The following is a 23041-nucleotide window of genomic DNA, read 5'->3' on the forward strand; positions in this document are numbered from 1 at the left end:
GCGATGGTCACGCGAAACTCGCGTGACCATGGAATCCAAGTTATGTGCCCCAGGTGGGATTCGAACCCACACTGTCCGCTGTTTGAGAGCGGCCTCTCTAACCAGTTGGAGTACTGGGGCCTAAGAAACAAAGGCTCGGGGGAGCCCTGTGCGACACCACCTTACAGGAGGTAGGTAGGCTCAGGGGAGCTTGATATGCCCCGCAAAGAGGAGCCTTTCGTGACCGCCGAGCACGAGTCGACGCCCACGCCCGACGCCGACCAGTCGCACGTTCCGCCGCTGACGACGCGCGTCGTCATCGCCGAGGACGAGGCGCTCATCCGTCTTGACCTCAAGGAGATGCTCGAAGAGGAGGGCTACGCCGTCGTCGGTGAGGCCGGAGACGGGCAGACCGCCGTCGAGCTGGCCCGCGAGCACCGCCCCGACCTGGTGATCCTCGATGTGAAGATGCCCGTCCTGGACGGGATCTCCGCCGCCGAGAAGATCGCGGAGGAGTCCATCGCGCCCGTGCTGATGCTGACCGCGTTCTCCCAGCGGGATCTGGTGGAGCGGGCGCGGGACGCCGGGGCCATGGCGTACCTCGTGAAGCCCTTCAGCAAGAGCGACGTCGTACCCGCCATCGAGATGGCCGTGTCCCGCTTCGCGGAGCTCCGTGCGCTGGAGAAGGAGGTCGCCGACCTCTCGCTGCGCCTGGAGACCCGCAAGCTGGTGGACCGCGCGAAGAGCATCCTGCAGACGCAGTACGGGCTCTCCGAGCCGGCCGCGTTCCGCTGGATCCAGAAGACCTCCATGGACCGCCGGATGTCCATGCAGCAGGTCGCAGAGGCGGTCATCGAGGACGCCGAGGAGAAGAAGGCCGCCGCCAAGGGCGAGTAGCAGCCGCGGGAGAAGCAGTGAGGCCCGCCTCCGGATCCAGGATCCGGAGGCGGGCCTCACTCGTACGTGGGTACGGGCTCAGTCCTCGCCGAGGTACGCCTTGCGGACGTCCTCGTTGACCAGGAGCTCGCGGCCCGGGCCCGAGAGGACGACCTTGCCGATCTCCATCACGTGGCCCTGGTCGGCCAGGGAGAGCGCCGCCTGGGCGTTCTGCTCGACCAGCAGGATGGTGGTGCCCTGTGACTTGAGCTCGGCGATGGTCGCCATGATCTTCTGCATCATGATCGGCGAGAGGCCCATGGAGGGCTCGTCGAGCATCAGCAGTTTCGGCCGGGACATGAGCGCGCGGCCCATGGCCAGCATCTGCTGCTCGCCGCCCGAGAGGGTGCCCGCGGCCTGCTTGCGACGCTCGCCCAGGATCGGGAAGAGGTCGTAGGCGCGCTGGACGTCCTTGTGGATGCCGTCCTTGTCCTTGCGGAGGAAGGCGCCGAGGAGGAGGTTGTCCTCGATCGTCATGCGCGGGAAGATGTGCCGCCCCTCGGGGGAGTGGGCGAGTCCGAGCGCGACGATGTCGTGCGCGGGGATCTTCTTCAGCGACTTGCCCTGGAACTTGATCTGTCCGCCGCGGGGCTTGATGAGCCCGGACAGGGTGCGCAGGGTGGTGGTCTTGCCGGCGCCGTTGGTGCCGATGAGCGTGACGATCTGGCCGGCGTCGACGCTGAACGAGATGCCCTTGACGGCTTCGATCTTGCCGTAGGCGACGCGGAGGTCCTCGACCTCCAGGAGTGCGGTCACCGGTCTTCTCCGTCCGTTCCGTCCGTGCTCGTCGTGCTGTGCGTCGTCTCGCTGTGTGCGGCCTCGCTGTGTGCTTCGGCTGCTTCGACCTCGGCGACTTCTTCGGCGCCGGGGGCGCCTTCGAAGGGTTCGCCGAGGTAGGCGGCGATGACGCGTTCGTCGCCCTGGACCTCGGCGGCGGTGCCTTCGATGAGCTTTTCGCCCTGGACGAGGCAGGCGACGCGGTCGCAGAGGTTGAAGATGAAGCGCATGTCGTGCTCGATGACGAGGACGGCGATGCCCTGGTCCCGGATGGCGAAGATGAGCTCTTCGGTGGTCCGGGTCTCCTGCGGGTTCATGCCGGCGGTGGGCTCGTCCAGGAGGATGAGGCCGGGGTCGCTGGCGAGCGCGCGGGCGATCTCGAGCTTGCGCTGCTCTCCGTAGGGGAGGTTGCGGGCGAGGTGGTCGGCCTTGTGCTCGAGGCCGATGAACTCGAGGAGTTCCATGGACCGCTTGCGGCTGGCGGCTTCTTCCCGGCTGAAGCTGGGGAGGCGCAGCAGGGAGGACCAGAGGCCGACCTTGGTGCGGGTGTGGCGGCCGACGAGGACGTTTTCCAGGACCGTCATGTTGTTGAAGAGACGGATGTTCTGGAAGGTGCGGGCGATGCCGGCCGCGGTGACCTTGAAGGACTTGGGGGGCAGGACCGTGCCCTTGTACCGGACTTCGCCCTCGGTGGGGATGTAGAGGCCGGTGAGGCAGTTGAAGAAGGTGGTCTTGCCGGCGCCGTTGGGGCCGATGAGTCCGACGATCTCGCCGCTGCGCACGGTGAGGTCGACGTTCTTGACGGCGGTGAGGCCGCCGAAGCGCATGGTGACGCCTCGTGCGTCGAGGACGGTCTCCGCCGTGGTGGCGGGGGTTTCGGTGGTGGTGGTCGTCATGGGTCAGACCCCTGCCTTGCCGAGGACCGTGGGCGCTTCCATGTCCTTGTGGAGTTCGAGCTGGTTGCGCCGGTTGGGGATGAGGCCTTCGGGGCGCAGGCGCATCAGGATGATGAGTGCGACGCCGAAGGTGAGGAGCTGGTACTCGCCCAGGGACTGGAGCTTGTTGGGGAGCAGGAAGAGCAGTGATCCGCCGACGAGGGGGCCGGAGATGGTTCCCATGCCGCCGAGGACGACGGCGGCGAGGAGGAAGGCTGAGTTCGGGGGTACGGCGTTGGCGAATACGTACTGGTCCGGGGTGACGGTGTAGTTCACGTGGGCCTGTACGGCGCCTGCGAGTCCGGCGAGGGTGGCGCCGAGGGCGAAGGCGATGAGCTTGACGCGGAAGCCGTTGATGCCCATGGCTTCGGCGGCGGTTTCGTCTTCGCGGATGGCGACCCAGGCGCGGCCGATGCGGGATTCGGAGCTTCGGCGGAAGACCATGACCACGATGAGGGTGATCAGGAGCATCAGCAGGAAGTAGTTGGCGAAGCGTCCGATGGTGAAGCCGCCGATGGAGTGGGCGGCGCCGAAGTCGAATCCGAAGAGGTCGACGTTGGGGATGTTGGCGACGCCGTTGGGCCCGTTGGTGATGTCGGGGCCGGAGACGCCGTCGAGGTTGTTCATGGAGATGCGGAAGATCTCACCGAAGCCGAGCGTCACGATGGCGAGGTAGTCGCCGCGCAGTCGCAGGGTGGGTGCGCCGATGAGGACGCCGAAGACCATGGAGGCGGCGGCGCCGATGAGGATGGCGGCCCAGAAGGGGAGCTGTACTCCGAAGGGGGAGTTGGGGGAGCCGGAGACCAGGGCCGCGGTGTAGGCGCCGACGCCGAGGAAGGCGACGTAGCCGAGGTCGAGGAGGCCGGTGAGGCCGACGACGATGTTCAGGCCGAGTGCGACGGTGGCGAAGATGAGGATGTTGACGCCGAGGGTCGCGTACTGGTCGTCGGACTGGGTGAAGGGGAAGGCGGCCGCGGCTGCGAAGGCGCCGATGAGGGCGACGTTGCGGTGGCGGGTGGTGAGGGTGGTGATGCGGGCCATGACGCCGGCCTTGTTGAAGGCGGCGAAGCCGAAGGCGGCGGTGATCAGGAAGCCGATGAAGAGTTCCTGGTACGGGGTGGTGATGCCGTACGTGAACACGGCGAGGCCGATGGCGAGGATGCCGGCGATCAGGAGGATCTCGGTCCAGGCGGGGAGTGCGCGGGCGGGCTTGGCCGGGCCGGAGGCGAATGCGGCCTTCGCGGTGGTGAGCCGGTTGCGCGCGTTGTGCTTGCTCTGTTCCCAGCTGGTGTCGTCGGGGTCGGGTCCTTCGAGCACGGGGTGTTCGAAGGGGAGTGCGAGGGCGCCGACGAGGGCGAGCAGGGTGACGAGGGCGACGACGTAGCCGCCGGGTTCGAGGTTGACCACTCCGCCGAGCGTGGTGACGATCGCGATGATCGCGTACCAGGCGGTGGCGAAGGCGGCGAGTGCTGCGAGCTTGATCGCTGCGTCGGCGCCGGCGGGGGTGAGCCAGCCGAGGCCCTTGATCCCGTAGGAGGAGAGGCCGAAGAGGGTGGTGAGGAGGCCGCCGACGAGGACGAGCCACTGGAGTCCGCCGGGGTACCCGTAGACGGTGAGGTCGCCGGGGAAGGCGGAGGTCCAGGTCCAGGAGAGGAAGCAGGAGACGACGGTGAGGGCGCCGCCTGCGGTGGCGAGGGCGCGGCCGGTCTTCTCCGGGAGGGGGATGAACCCCTTGGGTGCGTTCGCTGCGTTCATGGTCGTGGTGTCCGTGGTGGTGGTCGTCATGGTTCTCACGCCCTGTCCGCGACGCGCTCGCCCAGCAGGCCTTGTGGCCTGAAGAGGAGGACGAGGATGAGGAGGACGAACGCCCAGGTGTTGCCCCAGGTCTGTCCGCCGAGCTGTTCGAAGCCGGGGATGTCGGCGACGTAGGCCGTGGTGAGGGTTTCGGCGAGACCGAGGACGAGTCCGCCGATCATGGCGCCGTAGATGTTGCCGATGCCGCCGAGGACTGCGGCGGTGAAGGCCTTGAGGCCGAGCAGGAAGCCCATGCGGAAGTTGACTTCGCCGTACTTGAGGCCGTAGGCGACGGCTCCGACGGCGGCGAAGGCCGCGCCGAGGGCGAAGGCGACCGTGATGATGCGGTCGGTGTTGATGCCCATGAGCTTGGCGGTGTCGGGGTCCTGCGAGGTGGCCTGCATGCCGCGGCCGGTGCGGGTCTTCTTGACGAAGAATCCGAGGATGGCCATGGAGATGGGGGCGGCGAGCAGGAGGAAGACGTCACCGGTCTGGATGGTGATGCTGCCGATGTTGAAGGGGCCGCCGGGGATCTCGGGGAAGACGACCTTCGATTTCGCTCCCGGGTACCAGGCCCATACCGCCTGCTGGAGGGCGAGGGAGAGGCCGATGGCGGTGATGAGGGGGGCGAGGCGGGGGGCGGTGCGCAGGGGGCGGTAGGCGAATCGTTCGGCGCCGACTGCGATGAGTGTGGCGACGATGATCGCGCCTATGAGCATGAGGGGTAGGGCGATCCACATGGTGGTGCCCGTGGGGAGCATGAGCCAGACGGTGAGGGCCCCGAATCCGCCGGTCATGAAGATCTCGCCATGCGCGAAGTTGATGAGCTGGACGATGCCGTAGACCATCGTGTAGCCAATGGCGACGAGCCCGTACATGGATCCCAGTAGCAGGCCGTTGACCAGCTGTTGCGGCAGTTCGTGCACCGCAGGTCCTCCGAGTCTTTCGACGGATGTGACACCGCGCGGGGCGCTTTTGTGCGCGCCCCGCGCGGCGGGTGTTGCTGTTGTGGGTGGTGCTCCGGTGGCTGGCCGTTCGAGCGGACTACCGGCTACCGGTTGGTGACCTGGGGAGGTCAGCCGCCGAGGGTGCCCGACTCGACGGACTTCCACTCGGTGCCCTCGACCTTGTAGACGGTGAGCTGCTTGTTGGTGGCGTCACCGAACTCGTCGAAGGAGACCTTGCCGGTCACGCCGTCGAAGGAGACGCCCTGGACTGCGGCGAGGACCTTGGCGCGGGCGTCGGCGGGGAGCTTGCCGTTGTTGGCGTCGACGGTGGCCTTGACGGCTTCGATGATCGCCCAGGCGGAGTCGTAGGAGTAGCCGCCGTACGCGGCGAAGGGCTCCTTGTATCCGGCCTTGGCGTAGTTGGCGACGAAGTCCTTGGCGGAGGGCAGGCTCTCGACCGGGGCGCCGACCGAGGTGGCGAGGTCGCCCGCGGCGCCGGCGCCGGCGAGCTCGACGTACTTCTTGTCGTAGATGCCGTCGCCGCCGATGAGCGGGATGTTGGCGCCGGAGGCCTTGATCTGCTTGCTGAGCGGGCCGGCCGCGGGGTATTCGCCGCCGTAGTAGACGACGTCGGCGCCGGAGCTCTTGACCTGGGTGACGATCGCGCCGAAGTCGGTGCTGTCGGGGTCGATGTGGCCTTCGCCGACGACCTTGCCGCCGAGCTTGGTGAACTCGCCCTTGAAGGTGCCGGCGAGGCCCGCGCCGTAGGTCTTCTTGTCGTCGATGATGAAGACGTTCTTCTTGCCGGCCTTGTTGAAGAGGTACTGCGCCGCGAACGGGCCCTGGATGGCGTCCGTGGTGGCGGTGCGGAAGTAGCTCTTGTAGGTGCGGACCTTGTCGCCGGTGGCCCACTTGGGTCCCTGGGAGAGGGAGGGGCTGGTGTTGGCGGGGGAGATCTGGACGAGCTTGGCGTCGTCGAAGACCTTCTGCATGGACTCCGAGACGGAGGAGTTCAGCGGGCCGACGACACCGAGGACGTCCTTGTCGGCGGTGAGCTTGGTGGCGTTCTGCTGGCCGGAGGAGGCCTGGGCCTGGTCGTCCAGTGCCTGGATCTTGAAGGTGACGCCCTTGACGTACTTCTTCTCGTTGGCCTGCTTGGCGGCGAGGTCGGCGGAGTTCTTGATGCCGAGGCCGAGGGCCGAGAGGTCACCGGTGAGCGGGGCGTCGACGCCGATGACGACCGTGGTGTCGCCACCGTCGGCGGTGCTGCCGCCCTTGTCGTCACGCGAGCCACAGGCAGTGAGAGTGAGGGCACCCGCGGCGAGAGCGGCGGTGACGGCAATGAGAGAACGCTGACGCACGATCAGTCCTTTCCTGGCACTGCGTCCCCCGTGGGACGCACCGTGTCGAACGCGGGGAACCGAACTGCGAGGAATCCGGCTGGTCGCGGTGACTGGCCGTGACTCTAAGCCGGTCTCAGGGCGTTATGGAGGGCTGAGGCCAATGATGTGACTCTCTTGTTATGCCGCGGCGTAATACATAGCGGATCTCTGGGGGTGGAACGGGGGAATTCCGGCCGGTTCGTCTTGTCCGCATGGTGAGACGGGTGAGGACCGTTCGGTGGTTTGAGTGCTGTCGTGCCAGGACTCTGGGCCTGTTTGGTCATGACGGAGTCGGGGCGTCCGCGTCTCGGACTACGGGACAGGCCCTGGTCAGAGCGGTGGAGAGATCCCTGGCATATCGGTCACCGGGGATGTAGCTGTGATCCTCTTTCTCAAACTTATTACTTAGGGTTACTTCGAGGAATGGGAGGCTGGAATTCCGTGCTACATGCACGCAGTCGGTGACCTGAATCCGTACGACGAGGTCACGCGCTTCCCCGGGCGCGAGGGTGGCCGGAAGTGGTGGCTGGACGTCCACCGTCAGCGCCCGCGAGGACTGCGTCAGCCGCTCCAGCGTGATGGCCGGCCCGGAGGCGACGCGCACACGCACGGTGAACTCGAAGGCGCTGCCGGCGGAGGCCGGCTCGACCGGCGCGACATAGCCGAGGGAGAACACCTGCGAGGGCGCGGGCGGCCGGTACGGGACAGGGCGCGGGCGGGCCGCGTACAGCGCCGCTCCGCCGGCGAGCACGGCGGACACGCAGGTCAGGGCCGCTACGGCCAGGACGGCCCGGCGGTGGCCCTCGTAGGCCTCGCGGACCCTGCGGACGGCCGGGGGCGTACGGGTACCGGGGCGCGGGCCCTCGTGGGCCTCCGTGCCCTCTCCGGGTTCGACCGGGCCGATGCCGCCGCTCACTGCCAGGGACCGCCGGTCGGGGCGCCGGAGCGGTAGTGGTCCGCGCAGCGGCGCCGTGCCTCGCGGTCGGTGAGCTCGTGCGCGGCGGCCGGGCCCTTGGCGCGCTGCTCGGCGCGGGCGTCGGCGACGACGGCGCGCAGGATGTCGTTCTGGCCGCCGGACAGGCCCATGGACTGGTAGTCCAGGCGGACGGCGTCGTCCCCCTCGCCGGCGTCGAGGATCCGGCCGGCCCAGAGGGTGATGAGTTCGGTGCAGACCTGCTCGGGGGCGACGGGCGCGACGGGCGCGACGGGCGTGACGGGCGTGACGGACGCCGGCGGGGTCGTCACGCGGGCGCCGGGGGTCGCGGAGGGGCTGCCGGAGGTCGCGGAGGGGCTGCCGGGGGAGCAGCCGGGCAGTGCGCCGGCCAGCAGCGCCGCTGCTGCCGCCGTCACGGCCGCGGTGCGCCGCGGCGCCGGTCCGGATCCCATGCGGGAACGCTAGACCGGCGCCGCGGTGAGGGCAACGTCTAGTTGTTGCCGTCCTGTTGCGGGTTCAGGTCACGCAGCAGGCAGGTGAGGCGGGCGGTGCAGACGCGGCGGTCCTGCTCGTCGGTGATGACGATCTCGTACGTGGTGGTGGAGCGGCCGCGGTGCACGGGGGTCGCGACCCCGGTGACCAGGCCGGAGCGGGCGCCGCGGTGGTGGGTGCAGTTCAGGTCGACACCGACGGCGATCTTGGTGCTGCCGCCGTGCATCATCGCGCCGACCGAGCCGATGGTCTCGGCGAGCACGGCGGAGGCCCCGCCGTGGAGGAGTCCGTACGGCTGGGTGTTGCCCTCGACGGGCATGGTGGCGACGACGCGCTCGGCGGACGCTTCGAGGATCCGGATGTCCATCCGCTTGCCGAGGTCGCCCGCCGAGAACAGCGAGGGCAGGTCGATGCCCAGGGCCGTGTACTCGTCGAGGACCTCCTGCGGGAACTTCACCGCGTGCTGCTCGCCCTGCTGCTCGCCCATGGGCCGACTCCGTTCGTCAACGTTCGTTAACCATCTTGTGCTCGGGTCGTTCTATCAGGCCGGTTCGAAGCGGACGACGACGGACTTGCTCGCGGGGGTGTTGCTGGTGTCCGCGGTGGAGTCGAGCGGCACCAGCACGTTCGTCTCGGGGTAGTAGGCGGCGGCGCAGCCGCGGGCGGTCGGGTAGTGGACGACGCGGAAGCCGGGGGCGCGCCGCTCGACGCCGTCGCGCCACTCGCCGACGAGGTCGGTGTACGAGCCGTCGGCGAGCCCGAGCTCGGCGGCGTCCTCGGGGTTGACCATGACGACGCGGCGCCCGCCGGTGATGCCGCGGTAGCGGTCGTCCAGGCCGTAGATGGTGGTGTTGTACTGGTCGTGGCTGCGCAGGGTCTGCAGGAGCAGCCGGCCCGCCGGGAGGCGGGGGTACTCCACGGGTGCGGCGGTGAAGTTCGCCTTGCCGGTCTTGGTGGGGAAGCGGCGCTCGTCGCGCGGGGCGTGCGGCAGCTGGAAGCCGCCGGGGCGGGCGACGCGGGCGTTGAAGTCCTCGAAGCCGGGGACGACACGGGAGATCCGGTCGCGGATGGCGGCGTAGTCCCGCTCGAACGCCTCCCACGGGGTCCGGGAGGCTTCACCGAGGACGGCGCGGGCCATGCGGGCCACGATCGCGGGCTCGGAGAGCAGGTGCGGGGAGGCGGGGGCGAGGTTGCCGCGGGAGGAGTGGACCATGCCCATGGAGTCCTCGACGGTGACGAACTGCTTGCCGCCGGCCTGGACGTCCTTGTCGGTGCGGCCCAGGGTCGGCAGGATCAGCGCGCGCCGGCCGGTGACCGCGTGCGAGCGGTTGAGCTTGGTGGAGACGTGCACGGTCAGGGAGGCGCGGCGGATCGCGGCTTCGGTGACCTCGGTGTCGGGGGTGGCGCCGACGAAGTTGCCGCCCATGGCGAACAGCACCTTGGCCTCGCCGTCGCGCAAGGCCTGGATGGAGCGGACCACGTCGAAGCCGTGCTCGCGCGGCGAGGTGATGCCGAATTCCTTGTCGAGGGCGTCGAGGAAGGCGGGCGCGGGGCGTTCGAAGATCCCCATGGTGCGGTCGCCCTGCACGTTGGAGTGGCCGCGGACGGGGCAGACGCCCGCGCCGGGGCGGCCGATGTTGCCGCGCAGGAGGAGGAGGTTGACGACCTCGCGGATGGTGGCGACGGAGTGCTTGTGCTGGGTGAGGCCCATGGCCCAGCAGACGATGGTGCGTTCCGAGGCCAGGATCATGGCCAGGGCGGCCTCGATGTCGGGGCGGCTCAGGCCGGTCGCGGTCAGGGTGTCGGCCCAGTCGGTGTCCTTGGCGGCGGCCGCGAACTCCTCGTACCCGTGGGTGTGCTCGCGGATGAACTCCCGGTCGGTGGCCCCGGCCTCCAGGACGAGCTTGTTCAGGAGGCGGAAGAGGGCCTGGTCGCCGCCGATGCGGATCTGGAGGAACAGGTCGTTGAGGGCGGTGCCCTTGAGCATGCCGAGGGGGGTCTGCGGGTTCTTGAAGCGCTCCATGCCGGCCTCGGGCAGCGGATTCACCGAGATGATCTTCGCGCCAGCGGATTTGGCCTGCTCCAGCGCGGACAGCATGCGCGGGTGGTTGGTGCCGGGGTTCTGCCCGGCGACGATGATCAGGTCGGCCTGGTGGAGGTCTTCGAGGGAGACGCTGCCCTTGCCGATGCCGATCGTCTCGTTCAGTGCGGAGCCCGAGGACTCGTGGCACATGTTCGAGCAGTCGGGGAGGTTGTTGGTGCCGAACTCGCGGACGAAGAGCTGGAAGAGGAACGCGGCTTCGTTGCTGGTGCGGCCCGAGGTGTAGAAGAGGGCCTCGTCGGGGGAGTCCAGGGCGCGCAGCTCCTGCGCGATGATCGCGAAGGCCCGCTCCCAGCTGACGGGCTCGTACCGGTCGCCGCCGTCCGCCAGATACATCGGCTGGGTGATCCGGCCCTGCTGGCCCAGCCAGTAGCCCGAGCGCGTCTCCAGATCGGCCAGCGGGTGCGCGGCGAAGAACTCCGGGGTGACCCGGCGCAGCGTGGCCTCCTCCGCGACGGCCTTGGCGCCGTTCTCGCAGAACTCGGCGGTGTGCCGCTTGTCGCCCTCGGGCCAGGCGCAGCCGGGACAGTCGAACCCGTCCTTCTGGTTGACCTTGAGGAGGGTGCGGGCGGTACGGGCCAGGCCCATCTGCTGCTGCGCGATCTTCAGGGTGTGCCCGATGGCGGGCAGACCCGCGGCCGCGTGTTTGGGGGGCGCGACCTGCGGCGCGTCCTGTACTGGATCACCTGCGGGCGGCTTGGTGGCCATGTCGCTCCCCTTTGAGCAGTCTTCTTCGTCTTTGAGCGGTCTTCTTCGTCCGCTTCCGATCCTGTCACGCTCCGCCGTCATCGCCGATGCCGGATCCGACCGGCCGCATCGGACGGGCCGCGCAGCCCGTCCGGATTTGTCAGTGGCGGCGCCTAGGATCGGGGGCGTGGCAGATTCAGCATCGAAGAAGACCGACCAGCCGACCGCAGCGGACCGCCCCCGCCTGATGCTCATGGACGGGCACTCCCTGGCGTACCGGGCGTTCTTCGCGCTGCCCGCGGAGAACTTCACCACCGCGACGGGGCAGCCGACCAACGCCATCTACGGGTTCGCCTCGATGCTGGCGAACACGCTGCGCGACGAGGCGCCCACGCACTTCGCGGTGGCGTTCGACGTGTCCCGCAAGACGTGGCGCTCGGTGGAGTTCCCGGAGTACAAGGCGAACCGCTCCAAGACCCCCGACGAGTTCAAGGGGCAGGTGGAGCTGATCGGCGAGCTCCTCGACGCCATGAGCGTGCCGCGCTTCGCGGTCGACGGCTTCGAGGCCGACGACGTGATCGCGACGCTCGCCACGCAGGCCGAGGCCCTCGGCTTCGACGTGCTGATCGTCACGGGCGACCGGGACTCCTTCCAGCTGGTCTCCGAGCACACCACCGTGCTCTACCCGACCAAGGGCGTCTCCGAGCTGACCCGCTTCACCCCGGAGAAGGTCGAGGAGAAGTACGGGCTCACTCCCCAGCAGTACCCGGACTTCGCGGCCCTGCGCGGCGACCCGTCCGACAACCTCCCCGGCATCCCGGGCGTCGGCGAGAAGACCGCCGCCAAGTGGATCACCCAGTTCGGGTCGTTCGCGGAGCTCGTGGAGCGCGCCGAGGAGGTCAAGGGCAAGGCCGGGCAGAACTTCCGGGACCACCTGGAGGCCGTGAAGCTCAACCGCGTCCTGACCGAGATGGTCAAGGACGTCGCCCTGCCCAAGACCCCGGCCGATCTGGAACGCGCCCCCTACGACCGGACCGCCGTCACCGGCGTCCTGGACGTACTGGAGATCCGCAACGCCTCGCTGCGCGAGCGCCTGCTCGCCGTCGACCCGGGCGCGGCCGCCGAAGAGGCTCCCGCCCCCGCGGCGGTCGCCGTGGAGCTGGACGGCTCCGTCCTGGGCACCGGCGAGCTCGCGCCCTGGCTGGAGAGCCACGCGGGCGCCCCGCTCGGCATCTCCACCGTCGACAGCTGGGCCCTGGGCACCGGCGACGTCGCCGAGATCGCGCTGGCCTCGGCCGACGGCGCGGCCGCCTGGTTCGAGCCGTCCGCACTGGACGCGGCCGACGAGCAGGCCTTCGCCGCCTGGGCCGCCGACGCGGGCAGGCCCAAGGTGGTGCACAACGCCAAGGCCCTGATGCGGGTCTTCCCGGAGCAGGGCTGGACCCTGGCCGGGGTGGTCATGGACACCGCGCTCGCGGCGTACCTGGTCAAGCCGGGCCGCCGGTCCTTCGCCCTGGACGTGCTGTCCCAGGAGTACCTGCACCGGGAGCTGGCGCCCGCCGCCGCCGAGGGGCAGCTCGCCTTCGGCGCCGACGAGACCGCCGAGGCGGAGGCCCTGATGGCGCAGGCCCGCGCCGTCCTGGACCTCGGCGACGCCTTCGCGGTGAAGCTGCCCGAGGTGGGTGCGGCCGAGCTGCTGCACGACATGGAGCTGCCCACCTCCGAGCTGCTGGCCCGGATGGAGCGGTCGGGCATCGCCGCCGACCACAGCCACCTCGAAGCGATGGAGCAGCAGTTCGCCGCCGCGGTGCAGCAGGCGGTGAAGGAGGCGCACGCGGCGGTGGGCCACGAGTTCAACCTCGGCTCGCCCAAGCAGCTGCAGGAGGTCTTCTTCGGCGAGCTGGACCTGCCGAAGACGAAGAAGACCAAGACCGGCTACACCACGGACGCGGACGCGCTGGCCTGGCTGGCCACCCAGACCGACCACGAACTGCCCGTGATCATGCTCCGCCACCGGGAGCAGGCCAAGCTGCGCGTCACCGTCGAGGGCCTGGTCAAGACGATCGCCGCCGACGGCCGGGTGCACACCAGCTTCAGCCAGACCGTCGCCGCGACCGGCCGCCTGTCCTCCACCGACCCCAACCTGCAGAACGTGCCGGTCCGCACCGACGAGGGCCGGGCCATCCGCCGCGGCTTCGTCGTCGGCGAGGGCTTCGAATCGCTCATGACCGCCGACTACAGCCAGATCGAGCTGCGCGTCATGGCCCACCTCTCCGAGGACGAGGGCCTGATCGAGGCGTTCCTCACGGGCGAGGACCTGCACACCACCGTCGCCTCCCAGGTGTTCGGCGTCGAGCGCTCCGAGGTCGACGCCGAGATGCGGCGCAAGATCAAGGCGATGTCCTACGGCCTGGCCTACGGGCTCTCCGCGTTCGGCCTCGCCCAGCAGCTGAACATCGAGCCCGGTGAGGCCCGCGGCCTGATGGAGACCTTCTTCGAGCGCTTCGGCGGGGTCCGGGACTACCTGGGCCGCGTCGTCGAGGAGGCCCGCGCCACCGGCTACACGGCCACCGTCTTCGGCCGCCGCCGCTACCTCCCGGACCTCAACAGCGACAACCGCCAGCGCCGCGAGGCCGCCGAGCGGATGGCGCTGAACGCGCCGATCCAGGGCACCGCCGCCGACATCGTCAAGGTCGCGATGCTGCGCGTGGACAAGGCGATCACCGGAGCCGGGCTGAAGTCGCGGATGCTGCTCCAGGTCCACGACGAAATCGTGCTGGAGATCGCCCCCGGGGAGCGGGAGCAGGTGGAGGAGCTGGTGCGCCGGGAGATGGCCGCCGCCGTCGACCTGCGGGCCCCGCTGGACGTGTCCGTGGGCGTCGGCCCGGACTGGGAGTCCGCCGCGCACTGACCCGTCGTACCGTTCGGGCCGCGCCCGTCTCCGCCTACCGGGCGGGGACGGGCGTTCGCGTTTCCTCGTCCGAGCCGGAGCCGGAGCCGGAGCCGGAGCCGGAGACCGCGTCCGGGCCCGGGCGGCCGCGGCCGCGGCGGTGGCGCAGGCGGACGAGGACCCCGTAGAGCAGCAGGGCCACCGAGAGCCCGCCGCCCGCGCCGAAGCAGACCGTCGGGATGATGTCGAGCGGGGTGCCGATCCGGTCGAAGAAGGTGAAGAAGCGCAGCACGCGCAGGGTGACCCCGACGGCCACGCACACCAGGACCAGCGCGAGCGCTCCGTACACCTCGGCCCGGCCGAGCACCGGGACGGCCGCGGGGACCGGTGAGGACGGCAGCCGGCGCAGCGCGGTCACCGTGAACCAGACCAGGGCGCAGGCCGCGGCCGCCGAAGTGCCGTACTGCAGGTACGAGTAGAGGGGCAGGCCGAAGGCGAGCGGCTCGCCCAGCTCCGGCAGCGCGCGCGTACCCCAGCGGTCGAGGTGCGTGAAGCTGTCCCACACCACGTGCGTGAGCGAACCGGCGACCGCCGAGAGGTAGAACCGGAGGGCCAGGGAGGGCAGTCGCCGCCCGCGCCACTCCTCGCCCCGTACGAACGCGTGCGCCTTGCCCCGCCGGCCGCGCGGCAGCAGCGCGATCAGCGGCTCGCGGAGCAGCAGCCAGAACGCCGTGAGGACGGCGGTGAGCGCCGCGTCGGCGGTGACCACGCCGGGCAGGGAGTGCGTGAAGGTGCCGTACGGCCGCAGGCCCGGGACGACCGCGTCGGCGAAGTAGAAGACGTCCGGGGCGAAGGACCCGAGGACCAGGGCCGAGGCGACGAGTGGACCGCGCGCACGCCCGGTCCGGCGGACGCCCGGAAGCACGGCGGCCGCGTGGCTGAGGGTGAACGGCATGGGACCTCGTCTCGGCTCTTCGAACGGTGCGCACCAGTATGGGCGGGCTGCGGAACTCATGGGGAAATCGTGAATTCCGGCCCACGATGCGTGCCCTGCGCAGCGAGTTGACGTAGGGTCACGCGGACGTCGAGGGGGAGGGGGGTCCGGCTCATGACGCCCAGGATCCGCATACCGGCAGTGTCCAAGCCCGTGCGCCTGCCGGCGCAGGCAGGCGGCCGGTTCGGCCGGGCGGTGCGCAAGGGCGGGGCAGCCGTCCTCGTCTCCGCCCTGGTGGCCGCCGCGATGACCGCCTCGCAGGGGCCGGGGGCCGGCCGGGACGGGCTCACCGCGGGCGGCGGGAGCGGCCCGCAGGCCGCTGGACCCGCCGCGTCCGCCGGGGAATCCGCCGGGGACAGCTCCTACTTCACCGCCCTCCCGCCACTGGTGAGCCCCGAGCCGCCGGCCGTGCTGCTGCCCGAAGACGGAGCGGCGCCGCCGCCCGTGGCACCGGCCGCCGCCGAGGCGGTCCCGCACAACGAACCCGTGGCCATGGGCGGGGTGGAGGGTGCGCAGGGGATACCGGCGAGCGTGCTCGCCGCGTACCGCAACGCGGAGGGGACGATCGGCGCGAGCGACCCCGGGTGCGGACTGCGCTGGCAACTCCTCGCGGCGATCGGCCAGGTCGAGTCCGGGCAGGCACGCGGCGGCCGGGTCGACGCCGGCGGTACGACGCTGCGGCCGATCCTGGGCCCCGTACTCGACGGGAACGGCTTCGCGAACATCCGGGACAGCGACGGCGGGGCCTACGACGGGGACTCCCGGTACGACCGGGCGGTCGGGCCGATGCAGTTCATCCCGTCCACCTGGGCCTCGTGGGGCCAGGACGCCAACGGCGACGGCCGGCGCGACCCCAACAACGTGCACGACGCGGCGCTCGCGGCCGGACGCTACCTGTGCGCGGGTACGCGGGACCTGCGGGTGGACGGGGATCTGGACCGGGCCGTGCTGTCGTACAACGCGTCCTCCGCGTACCTGCGGACGGTGCGGTCGTGGTTCACCTACTACCTGAAGGGCGCGCACGAGGTCCCGGACGGCCCCGGCAGCGGTGGTACTGCGCCTGCGCCTGCGCGACCTGCGCCTACGCCGACCCCTTCGCCTACGCCGACGAAGCCGACGCCCACGCCGACGCCTTCGCCGACTCCGACTCCAACGCCGACCCCGACGCCTTCGCCGACTCCGACTCCAACGCCGACCCCGACGCCTTCGCCGACCCCGACCCCAACGCCGACCCCAACGCCTTCGCCGACCCCGAAGCCCGGGCCGACGCCGAGTCCCTCGGCCTCCGTCTCCCCGTCGCCGAAGCCCAGGCCCAGCCCGTCCGGCTCACCGGTTCCCAAGCCGTCGGCGTCCCCGTCCACCGCCGCTCAGGCGCCCGCGGCGACCCCCTGACACCCCGCGGCGGCGGTCCGGGCCCCGCGCCCGGGCCGGGCCGCCCGGCGTCACCGCGTGATCAGTGGCGCAAACGGTTCTCATCTGTCACCCGCATTGCTACGGTGCCCCCGCCCTGACGACCAATCAGATTCCGGAGGCCCCGGCATGCGCGCAATCGTCGCCGCCGCCAGCGGTCTCGTCCTCGCGGTGCTCCTCGTCTTCGCCATCACGGCGATGGGGACGCCGGAAGGCAAGACCTCACCGAAGCCCCTGCTCACCACCGCGCCCGCCGCGCCCGGAAAGTAGAGGAGGGCCCGGCCATGCGACGCAGAGCAAGCCTCGTCCTGCTAGCCGTAGCCGTGTTCTGCACAGCCCTCGCACCGCTGCTGCGCTGGTACGCGTACCCGAGGCTCGCGAAGATCCCGCCGAACCAGTACCAGGAAGTGGTCCTGGAGGCGAAGGACGCGACCCTGCTCGACTACAACGCGGGCATGCAGCCGAAGAAGGTCGACAAGGTCACCATCGTCCAGACCCTGAAGGGCAACGTCGAGGCGTCCAGGGAGATCGAGGCCAGCGCGGGCAAGGACGTGGTCGTCTGGGACACGCTGACCTACATCACGGGCCCGGACGGGAAGATGGTCTCCCAGATCCCCGAGCGCTACATCTTCGACGCCCACTCCCAGGACCCGGTGCACGCCACCGGAGAGGCGGTCGACGGGGACCCGGTCAAGCGCGAGGGCATCGAGTTCAAGTGGCCGTTCTTCACCGAGCCGCGCGACTACCTGTACTTCGACCAGCAGACCCGTACCTCCTCGCCCATCCACTACGTGGGCCCGCGCAAGTTCAAGGGCATGGACGTCTACTACTACGAGCAGACGATCCCCTGGACGAAGGTCTCGCTGCCGAAGAAGATGCCGATCGAGGGCATAGACCCGGCCACCTTCGAGCAGACCACCGGCACCTCCCTCTGGTACTCGACCAAGGCGATGTTCTGGGTCGACCCGGTGACCGGCGCCCCCGTCAACGCCGAGCAGGAGATCCAGCAGGAGATGCGGGGCGGCAGCATCGCCGCGGCCGCGCCCGACGGCAGGCTCACCGTCTTCGCCGGCCACGTGAAGATGCGCGAGGACTACAGCAACTACACCGTCGACCTGGTCAAGGCGAACCGCACGAAGGTCCTCGCGCTGCACACCTACGCTCCCGCCGGTCTGGCGGCCGGCGGGCTCGCGCTCTTCGGGCTCGCGCTCTGGCTGGAGGCGCGCGGCAGGCGCCCCCGGCACGAGGAGCCGTTCAGCGCCTGAGCCGGGCGTTGGTGTGCCGGGTGGGCGCGGCGGTCGCCGGGTCCTCCGGCCACGGGTGCTTGGGGTAGCGGCCGCGCAGCTCGGCACGGACGGCGCGGTAGCCGCCCTGCCAGAAGGAGGCCAGGTCGGCGGTGACGGCGGCGGGCCGGCCGGCGGGCGACAGGAGATGGACGAGCACGGGGACCCCCGCGATCCGGGGGGTCTCGGCCAGCCCGAAGAGCTCCTGGAGCTTGACGGCGAGCACGGGCTGACCGTGCTCGGCGGCGTAGTCGACGCGGATCCGCGAGCCGCTGGGCACCTCGATCCGCTCCGGGGCCAGCTCGTCGAGGCGGGAGGCCTCGCCGGTGGCCCAGGGCAGCAGCCGGTTCAGCGCCTGCCCGGCGTCGATCCGCGCGAGGTCGGAGCGGCGACGGGCCCGCGACAGCTCGGGCTCCAGCCAGTCGTCGGCCCGCTCCAGCAGGGCCCCGGCGTCCGCCACGTCGGGCCAGGGCGCGCCGAGCGTGCGGTGCAGGAAGCCGAGCCTGGCCCGGAGCGCTTGCGCGTCCGCGGTCCAGCGGAGCAGGCCGAGGCCCTCGGTGCGCATGCCCTCGAGCAGGGCGGCCCTGACCAGCGCCCGGTCGGGATCGCGCAGGGGGCGGGCGGCGAGCTCGATGGCGCCGAGCCGTTCCACGGAGCGGGCGACCAGGTCTCCGTCCTCCCAGTGCACCTCCTCGCCGGAGCGGAACAGGTGGCCGGCGGCCGCGCGGGCGGTGTCCTCGTCGATGAGGGCCGCGAGCCGGACGCGGGCGGAGGCGGAGTGCGGGGGCCTGTCGGCGACGGCGACGGCCAGCCAGGGCGCGCTGCGCAGGCCCGAGCCCTCGCCGAGCTCGGCCCCGGTCCCGGAGGCCATGAGGAAGGCCCCCTGGCCCTTGGCCTTGGCGACCCTTTCGGGGAAGGCCAGTGCGGCCACGAGCCCGGCGGCGGCGTCGTCGGGGAGGGACTCTTCCCCCACCCCGCCCCTTCCCGAAACCGGGCTCTGCCCGGACCCGGCCCTCAAGCGCCGGGCGGGCTGAAATTGCCCACCGGGCAATTCGGCCTCGCCGGCGTTTGAGGCGAGGGGGTCCGGGGGCGGAGCCCCCGAGGGGGTCCGGGGCGGAGCCCCGGTTTCGGGAAGGGGCGGGGTGGGGGAATGCCCCGCAGGGCCCCCTCCGGTTGCCGCGCGTTCCAGGCGGCGGGCTTCCGCACGCCAGCGCGATGCGTACGGGTCGCCGCCCGCACGGGCCCGGCGCCAGGCGGCGGCCAGGTCGTCCCCGTACTCCCGGGGCGGCTCCTCGCTGAGCAGGGCCACCAGCTCCGCCGCCCGCCGGGGCCCCAGCGCGGCGGAGCCGTCGAGCAGGGCCCGGGCCAGGCGCGGGTGCAGGCCGAGGCGGGCCATCCGCAGCCCCCGGGGGGTCGGCCGCCCGTCCGGGGACACCGCGCCCACCGCGAGCAGCACCTCCCGCGCAGCGCCCATGGCTCCGGCCGGGGGCGGGTCGAGCAGCGCCAGCCCGGCCGCGTCGGGATCGCCCCAGCAGGCGGCCTGGAGGGCGAACTGCGCCAGGTCCGCGATCCGGATCTCGGGGGCGGGGTAGGCGGGCAGCCGCCCGTCCTCCGCTTCGGCCCAGCAGCGGTACACCGTGCCCGGTGCCTCACGCCCGGCGCGGCCCGCGCGCTGGCGGCCGGCCGCACGGGAGGCCCGTACGGTGGCCAGCGCTCCCAGGCCCCGCGCGTGGTCGACCCGGGGTTCGCGGGCCAGGCCCGAGTCCACCACGATCCGTACGCCGGGCACGGTCAGGCTGGACTCCGCCACGGCGGTGGACAGGATGACCCGGCGGTGCGGGGCGGGGGACAGCGCCGCGTCCTGGACGGAGGCCGGAGCGCGGCCGTGTATCTGGAGGACCTCCGCGTCGGTCCCGCCGAGTTGCCCGGCGACCCGGGCGATCTCCCCGACTCCGGGCAGGAAGCACAGGACGTCGCCGGAACGTTCCGCCAGCGCCCGCCGCACCACCGAGGCCACGTGCGTCAGCTGCGCCGGGTCCACCCGCATCCCGTGCGGCGGCCGCAGCGGGCGGACCGGCGGGGCCCACACGGTCTCCACGGGGTACGAGACCCCGGCGGCCTCCACGACGGGAGCGCCGCCCAGGAGCCGAGCCCAGCCGGCCGCGTCGGTGGTCGCCGAGGCCGCGAGGATCCGCAGCTCCGGTCGCAGGGTCTCCCGTACGTCCAGGAGGAAGGCGGCGACCGTGTCCGCGTCGAGGTGCCGCTCGTGGCACTCGTCCAGGATCACCAGGTCGACCCCGGAGAGTTCCTGGTCCCGCTGGAGCCGCTGGAGCAGTACCCCGGTGGTGACGACCTCGACCACCGTGGACGGTCCCACCATCCGCTCCCCGCGCACCGTGAAGCCCACCGAGGCGCCGACCTGCTCGCCGAGCAGCCAGGCCATCCGCCGGGCCGCCGCCCGGGCGGCGATCCGGCGGGGTTCGGCGACCACGATCCGGCGACGCGGACCGAGTCCCGCGGCCCCGGCTCCCACCAGCCCCGCCAGTACCAGCGGCACCAGCGTGGTCTTGCCGGTGCCCGGCGGGGCGCAGAGCACGGCGGCGCCGCGGGCGTCGAGCGCGGAGACGAGCGCGGGCAGGACTTCCCGTACGGGAAGGGCGTCGAGGTCGGCGGTACGGATCACGGGCTCAGTCCCGCTCGCACACGAAGATCGCCGTACCGGGGATGAGGTTGCCGCGCAGCGGGGACCAGCCGCCCCACTCCTGGCTGTTCCAGGCGGGCCACTCCGGCTCCACCAGGTCGAGCAGGCGGAAGCCGCCCGAGACCACGTCCCGTACCCGGTCGCCGAGGGTGCGGTGGTGCTCCACATATACGGCGCGGCCCTGCTCGTCCTGCTCGACGTACGGGGTGCGGTCGAAATAGGAGGCGGCGACGGAAAGCCCCTCGGGACCGGGCTCGTCGGGGAAGGCCCAGCGGACGGGGTGGGTCACGGAGAAGACCCAGCGGCCGCCCGGGCGCAGGACGCGGCGGACCTCGCGCATCACGTTCACGGGGTCGGCGACGAAGGGGACGGCGCCGTAGGCGGAACAGGCGAGGTCGAAGGAGCCGTCGCGGAAGGGGAGCCTTCCGGCGTCGGCCTCGACCAGGGGAACGTCGTCGCCGATGCGCAGGGCGTGCTGGAGCTGGCGGTGCGAGAGGTCCAGGGCCACGGGGCGGGCGCCCTGGGCGGCCAGCCAGCGCGAGCACTGGGCGGCGCCGGCGCCGATCTCCAGGACGTCCTTGCCCTTGAGGGAGGCGGCGGGGCCGAGGAGGGCCGCTTCCGCCTCGTCCAGACCTTCGGGACCCCAGACGAAGCGGTCGTCGCCGAGGAAGGCGCCGTGCTCGTTCTGGTACTCGTCGGCGTTGCGGTCCCACCAGCCGCGGCTGGCCCGGCTGCTCTCCGCTTCCCCCGCGTCACGCCGCGTGGCCTCGGAGTCGTCCCCGGCGGCCGGGCCGGCTTCGTACGCTTCTTCGGTGGCGTAGTCCTCTTGGTTCATGGGGCCCGTCGTCGTAGTCTGCGAATGTCTGCGAAAAGCGGGCGGGAAGGGCCATCGGCGCCTGCCTGCCCACTAATTGTGCCGGTTGTGCGGTGATCTGCCCGGGGTGTGCGCCTTCGCGCATTGACCCTGTCCGGCTGCCCCCGTATGCTACAAGTTGCGCTGCGAGCCTGTGCTCCTCAGACCTAGCAGGCTGCGCTTGTATCTGTTGATGACCCCTCGGTTTTCGAGGCCCCCACCCCGCTCACGCGGAACTGGGGCTTCCTTGGCTGTCCGGCTTCTTCGGCAGATGCCGATAAGGGCTCCCGGCGTAGCAGTACCTACGACTTTCTGTCCGTAACCGGAGCCCTTACCCACATGACGAGCAGCACCGAGACCACCGCCACCACCCCGCAGGTTGCGGTCAACGACATCGGTGACGAGGCCGCGTTCCTCGCCGCGATCGACGAGACGATCAAGTACTTCAACGACGGCGACATCGTCGACGGCGTCATCGTGAAGGTCGACCGTGACGAGGTTCTCCTCGACATCGGTTACAAGACCGAGGGCGTCATCCCGAGCCGCGAGCTCTCGATCAAGCACGATGTCGACCCGAACGAGGTCGTCAAGGTCGGCGACGAGATCGAGGCCCTGGTTCTCCAGAAGGAGGACAAGGAAGGCCGTCTGATCCTGTCCAAGAAGCGTGCGCAGTACGAGCGCGCCTGGGGCACGATCGAGAAGATCAAGGAAGAAGACGGCATCGTCACCGGTACCGTCATCGAGGTCGTCAAGGGTGGTCTCATCCTCGACATCGGCCTCCGCGGCTTCCTGCCGGCCTCCCTCGTCGAGATGCGTCGCGTCCGCGACCTCCAGCCCTACGTGGGCAAGGAGCTCGAGGCGAAGATCATCGAGCTGGACAAGAACCGCAACAACGTGGTCCTGTCCCGCCGCGCCTGGCTCGAGCAGACCCAGTCCGAGGTTCGCCAGACGTTCCTCACCACCCTGCAGAAGGGTCAGGTCCGCTCCGGCGTCGTTTCCTCGATCGTCAACTTCGGTGCCTTCGTGGACCTGGGTGGCGTCGACGGTCTCGTCCACGTCTCCGAGCTGTCCTGGAAGCACATCGACCACCCGTCCGAGGTTGTCGAGGTCGGCCAGGAAGTCACCGTCGAGGTCCTCGACGTCGACATGGACCGCGAGCGCGTCTCCCTGTCGCTGAAGGCGACGCAGGAAGACCCGTGGCAGCAGTTCGCCCGGACGCACCAGATCGGTCAGGTCGTCCCGGGTAAGGTCACCAAGCTGGTTCCGTTCGGTGCGTTCGTCCGCGTGGACGAGGGCATCGAGGGTCTGGTCCACATCTCCGAGCTGGCCGAGCGCCACGTGGAGATCCCGGAGCAGGTCGTCCAGGTCAACGACGAGATCTTCGTCAAGGTCATCGACATCGACCTCGAGCGTCGCCGGATCTCGCTGTCGCTGAAGCAGGCCAACGAGTCCTTCGGTGCCGACCCGGCGTCGGTCGAGTTCGACCCGACCCTGTACGGCATGGCCGCGTCTTACGACGACCAGGGCAACTACATCTACCCCGAGGGCTTCGACCCCGAGACCAACGACTGGCTCGAGGGCTTCGACAAGCAGCGCGAAGCCTGGGAGGGCCAGTACGCCGAGGCGCAGCAGCGCTTCGAGCAGCACCAGGCCCAGGTCATCAAGAGCCGCGAGGCCGACGAGGCCGCCGCTGCCGAGGGTGCGGCCGCTCCGGCCGCCGGTGGCAGCAGCAGCGCCGGTGCGGGCATCTCGGGTGGTTCGTACTCCTCCGAGGGTGCGGACGAGACCTCCGGCGCCCTGGCGTCGGACGAGGCCCTGGCCGCGCTCCGCGAGAAGCTGGCCGGCGGCCAGAGCTGATCGCAGCAGCACGGACGCACCGCCGCTCGCGTGCGGTGTGAGCTGAGTTGATGTTCAACGGTAAGGCCCGTCCCCTCAGGGGGGCGGGC

General features: G+C 70.9%; 18 protein-coding genes and 1 tRNA gene. 6 read left to right on the forward strand and 13 right to left on the reverse strand.

The window, feature by feature from the left end:
* Nucleotides 1-45: 45 nt before the first annotated feature.
* Nucleotides 46-120: transfer RNA gene (locus OG904_RS23610), tRNA-Leu, on the reverse strand.
* 99 nt (nt 121-219) lie between these two features.
* Between OG904_RS23610 and OG904_RS23615 the strand changes: the two genes are divergently transcribed.
* Nucleotides 220-876 (forward strand): ANTAR domain-containing response regulator, encoded by a 657-nt coding sequence (locus tag OG904_RS23615; protein ID WP_405494097.1) that lies wholly within the window; start codon nt 220-222, stop codon nt 874-876.
* A 78-nt stretch (nt 877-954) separates the two neighbouring features.
* Here the strand turns inward: OG904_RS23615 and OG904_RS23620 are convergent, their stop codons facing one another.
* From OG904_RS23620 to OG904_RS23660, 9 genes are all read right to left on the reverse strand, one after another.
* Nucleotides 955-1671 carry an ABC transporter ATP-binding protein gene (locus tag OG904_RS23620; RefSeq protein WP_215030005.1) on the reverse strand — a complete coding sequence of 239 codons (717 nt, stop codon included), beginning with the start codon at nt 1669-1671 and terminating at the stop codon, nt 955-957.
* Nucleotides 1668-2588 carry an ABC transporter ATP-binding protein gene (locus tag OG904_RS23625; protein ID WP_405494099.1) on the reverse strand — a complete coding sequence of 307 codons (921 nt, stop codon included), beginning with the start codon at nt 2586-2588 and terminating at the stop codon, nt 1668-1670. Before OG904_RS23625 ends, OG904_RS23620 begins: the two co-directional genes overlap by 4 nt.
* Nucleotides 2589-2591: 3 nt before the next feature.
* Nucleotides 2592-4412: a branched-chain amino acid ABC transporter permease gene (locus OG904_RS23630; RefSeq protein ID WP_405494101.1), complete on the reverse strand. Its 1821-nt coding sequence runs from the start codon at nt 4410-4412 to the stop codon at nt 2592-2594.
* 5 nt (nt 4413-4417) lie between these two features.
* Nucleotides 4418-5347: a branched-chain amino acid ABC transporter permease gene (locus tag OG904_RS23635; RefSeq protein WP_405494103.1), complete on the reverse strand. Its 930-nt coding sequence runs from the start codon at nt 5345-5347 to the stop codon at nt 4418-4420.
* A gap of 149 nt (nt 5348-5496) precedes the next feature.
* Nucleotides 5497-6729 carry a branched-chain amino acid ABC transporter substrate-binding protein gene (locus tag OG904_RS23640; RefSeq protein WP_405494105.1) on the reverse strand — a complete coding sequence of 411 codons (1233 nt, stop codon included), beginning with the start codon at nt 6727-6729 and terminating at the stop codon, nt 5497-5499.
* Nucleotides 6730-7030: 301 nt separating this feature from the next.
* A complete protein-coding gene (locus OG904_RS23645; protein WP_405494107.1) occupies nt 7031-7666 on the reverse strand; it encodes a Tat pathway signal sequence domain protein in 636 nt (211 codons plus the stop codon).
* Entirely contained in the window at nt 7663-8136 is a 474-nt protein-coding gene (locus OG904_RS23650; protein ID WP_405494109.1) for a hypothetical protein, read from the reverse strand. Before OG904_RS23650 ends, OG904_RS23645 begins: the two co-directional genes overlap by 4 nt.
* A 38-nt stretch (nt 8137-8174) precedes the next feature.
* A complete protein-coding gene (locus OG904_RS23655; RefSeq protein WP_405494111.1) occupies nt 8175-8663 on the reverse strand; it encodes a PaaI family thioesterase in 489 nt (162 codons plus the stop codon).
* A gap of 54 nt (nt 8664-8717) precedes the next feature.
* Nucleotides 8718-10985 carry an FdhF/YdeP family oxidoreductase gene (locus OG904_RS23660; protein ID WP_405494113.1) on the reverse strand — a complete coding sequence of 756 codons (2268 nt, stop codon included), beginning with the start codon at nt 10983-10985 and terminating at the stop codon, nt 8718-8720.
* A gap of 166 nt (nt 10986-11151) precedes the next feature.
* Between OG904_RS23660 and polA the strand changes: the two genes are divergently transcribed.
* A complete protein-coding gene (polA, locus tag OG904_RS23665) occupies nt 11152-13875 on the forward strand; it encodes a DNA polymerase I (RefSeq protein ID WP_405494115.1) in 2724 nt (907 codons plus the stop codon).
* Nucleotides 13876-13909: 34 nt separating this feature from the next.
* Here polA and OG904_RS23670 read toward each other — a convergent pair whose 3' ends face one another.
* Complete coding sequence (locus OG904_RS23670) at nt 13910-14809, reverse strand: DUF4184 family protein (RefSeq protein ID WP_405494117.1); 900 nt, start codon at nt 14807-14809, stop codon at nt 13910-13912.
* A gap of 180 nt (nt 14810-14989) precedes the next feature.
* On the opposite strand from OG904_RS23670, the gene OG904_RS23675 reads away from it, so the two are divergent.
* The 3 genes from OG904_RS23675 to OG904_RS23685 all read left to right on the forward strand — a co-directional run bounded on the left by OG904_RS23675 (nt 14990) and on the right by OG904_RS23685 (nt 17523).
* Complete coding sequence (locus OG904_RS23675; RefSeq protein WP_405494119.1) at nt 14990-16240, forward strand: lytic murein transglycosylase; 1251 nt, start codon at nt 14990-14992, stop codon at nt 16238-16240.
* 147 nt (nt 16241-16387) lie between these two features.
* A complete protein-coding gene (locus OG904_RS23680; protein ID WP_405494121.1) occupies nt 16388-16528 on the forward strand; it encodes an SPW_0924 family protein in 141 nt (46 codons plus the stop codon).
* Between the two features lie 14 nt (nt 16529-16542).
* Nucleotides 16543-17523 carry a DUF3068 domain-containing protein gene (locus OG904_RS23685; protein ID WP_405494123.1) on the forward strand — a complete coding sequence of 327 codons (981 nt, stop codon included), beginning with the start codon at nt 16543-16545 and terminating at the stop codon, nt 17521-17523.
* On the opposite strand, the gene OG904_RS23690 is transcribed toward OG904_RS23685, so the two are convergent.
* On the reverse strand, nt 17513-20224 hold the full coding sequence (locus OG904_RS23690; RefSeq protein WP_405494125.1) for an ATP-dependent RNA helicase: 2712 nt from the start codon (nt 20222-20224) through the stop codon (nt 17513-17515). The genes OG904_RS23685 and OG904_RS23690 overlap by 11 nt on opposite strands.
* Before the next feature lie 4 nt (nt 20225-20228).
* On the reverse strand, nt 20229-21077 hold the full coding sequence (locus OG904_RS23695; protein WP_405494127.1) for a class I SAM-dependent methyltransferase: 849 nt from the start codon (nt 21075-21077) through the stop codon (nt 20229-20231).
* 357 nt (nt 21078-21434) lie between these two features.
* Here OG904_RS23695 and rpsA point away from each other — a divergent pair, with 357 nt between their 5' ends.
* Nucleotides 21435-22952 carry a 30S ribosomal protein S1 gene (gene rpsA, locus OG904_RS23700; RefSeq protein WP_254383748.1) on the forward strand — a complete coding sequence of 506 codons (1518 nt, stop codon included), beginning with the start codon at nt 21435-21437 and terminating at the stop codon, nt 22950-22952.
* Nucleotides 22953-23041: the final 89 nt, after the last annotated feature.

Origin of the sequence: Streptomyces sp. NBC_00096, assembly GCF_045041305.1 — a bacterium.
Classification (GTDB): domain Bacteria; phylum Actinomycetota; class Actinomycetes; order Streptomycetales; family Streptomycetaceae; genus Streptomyces.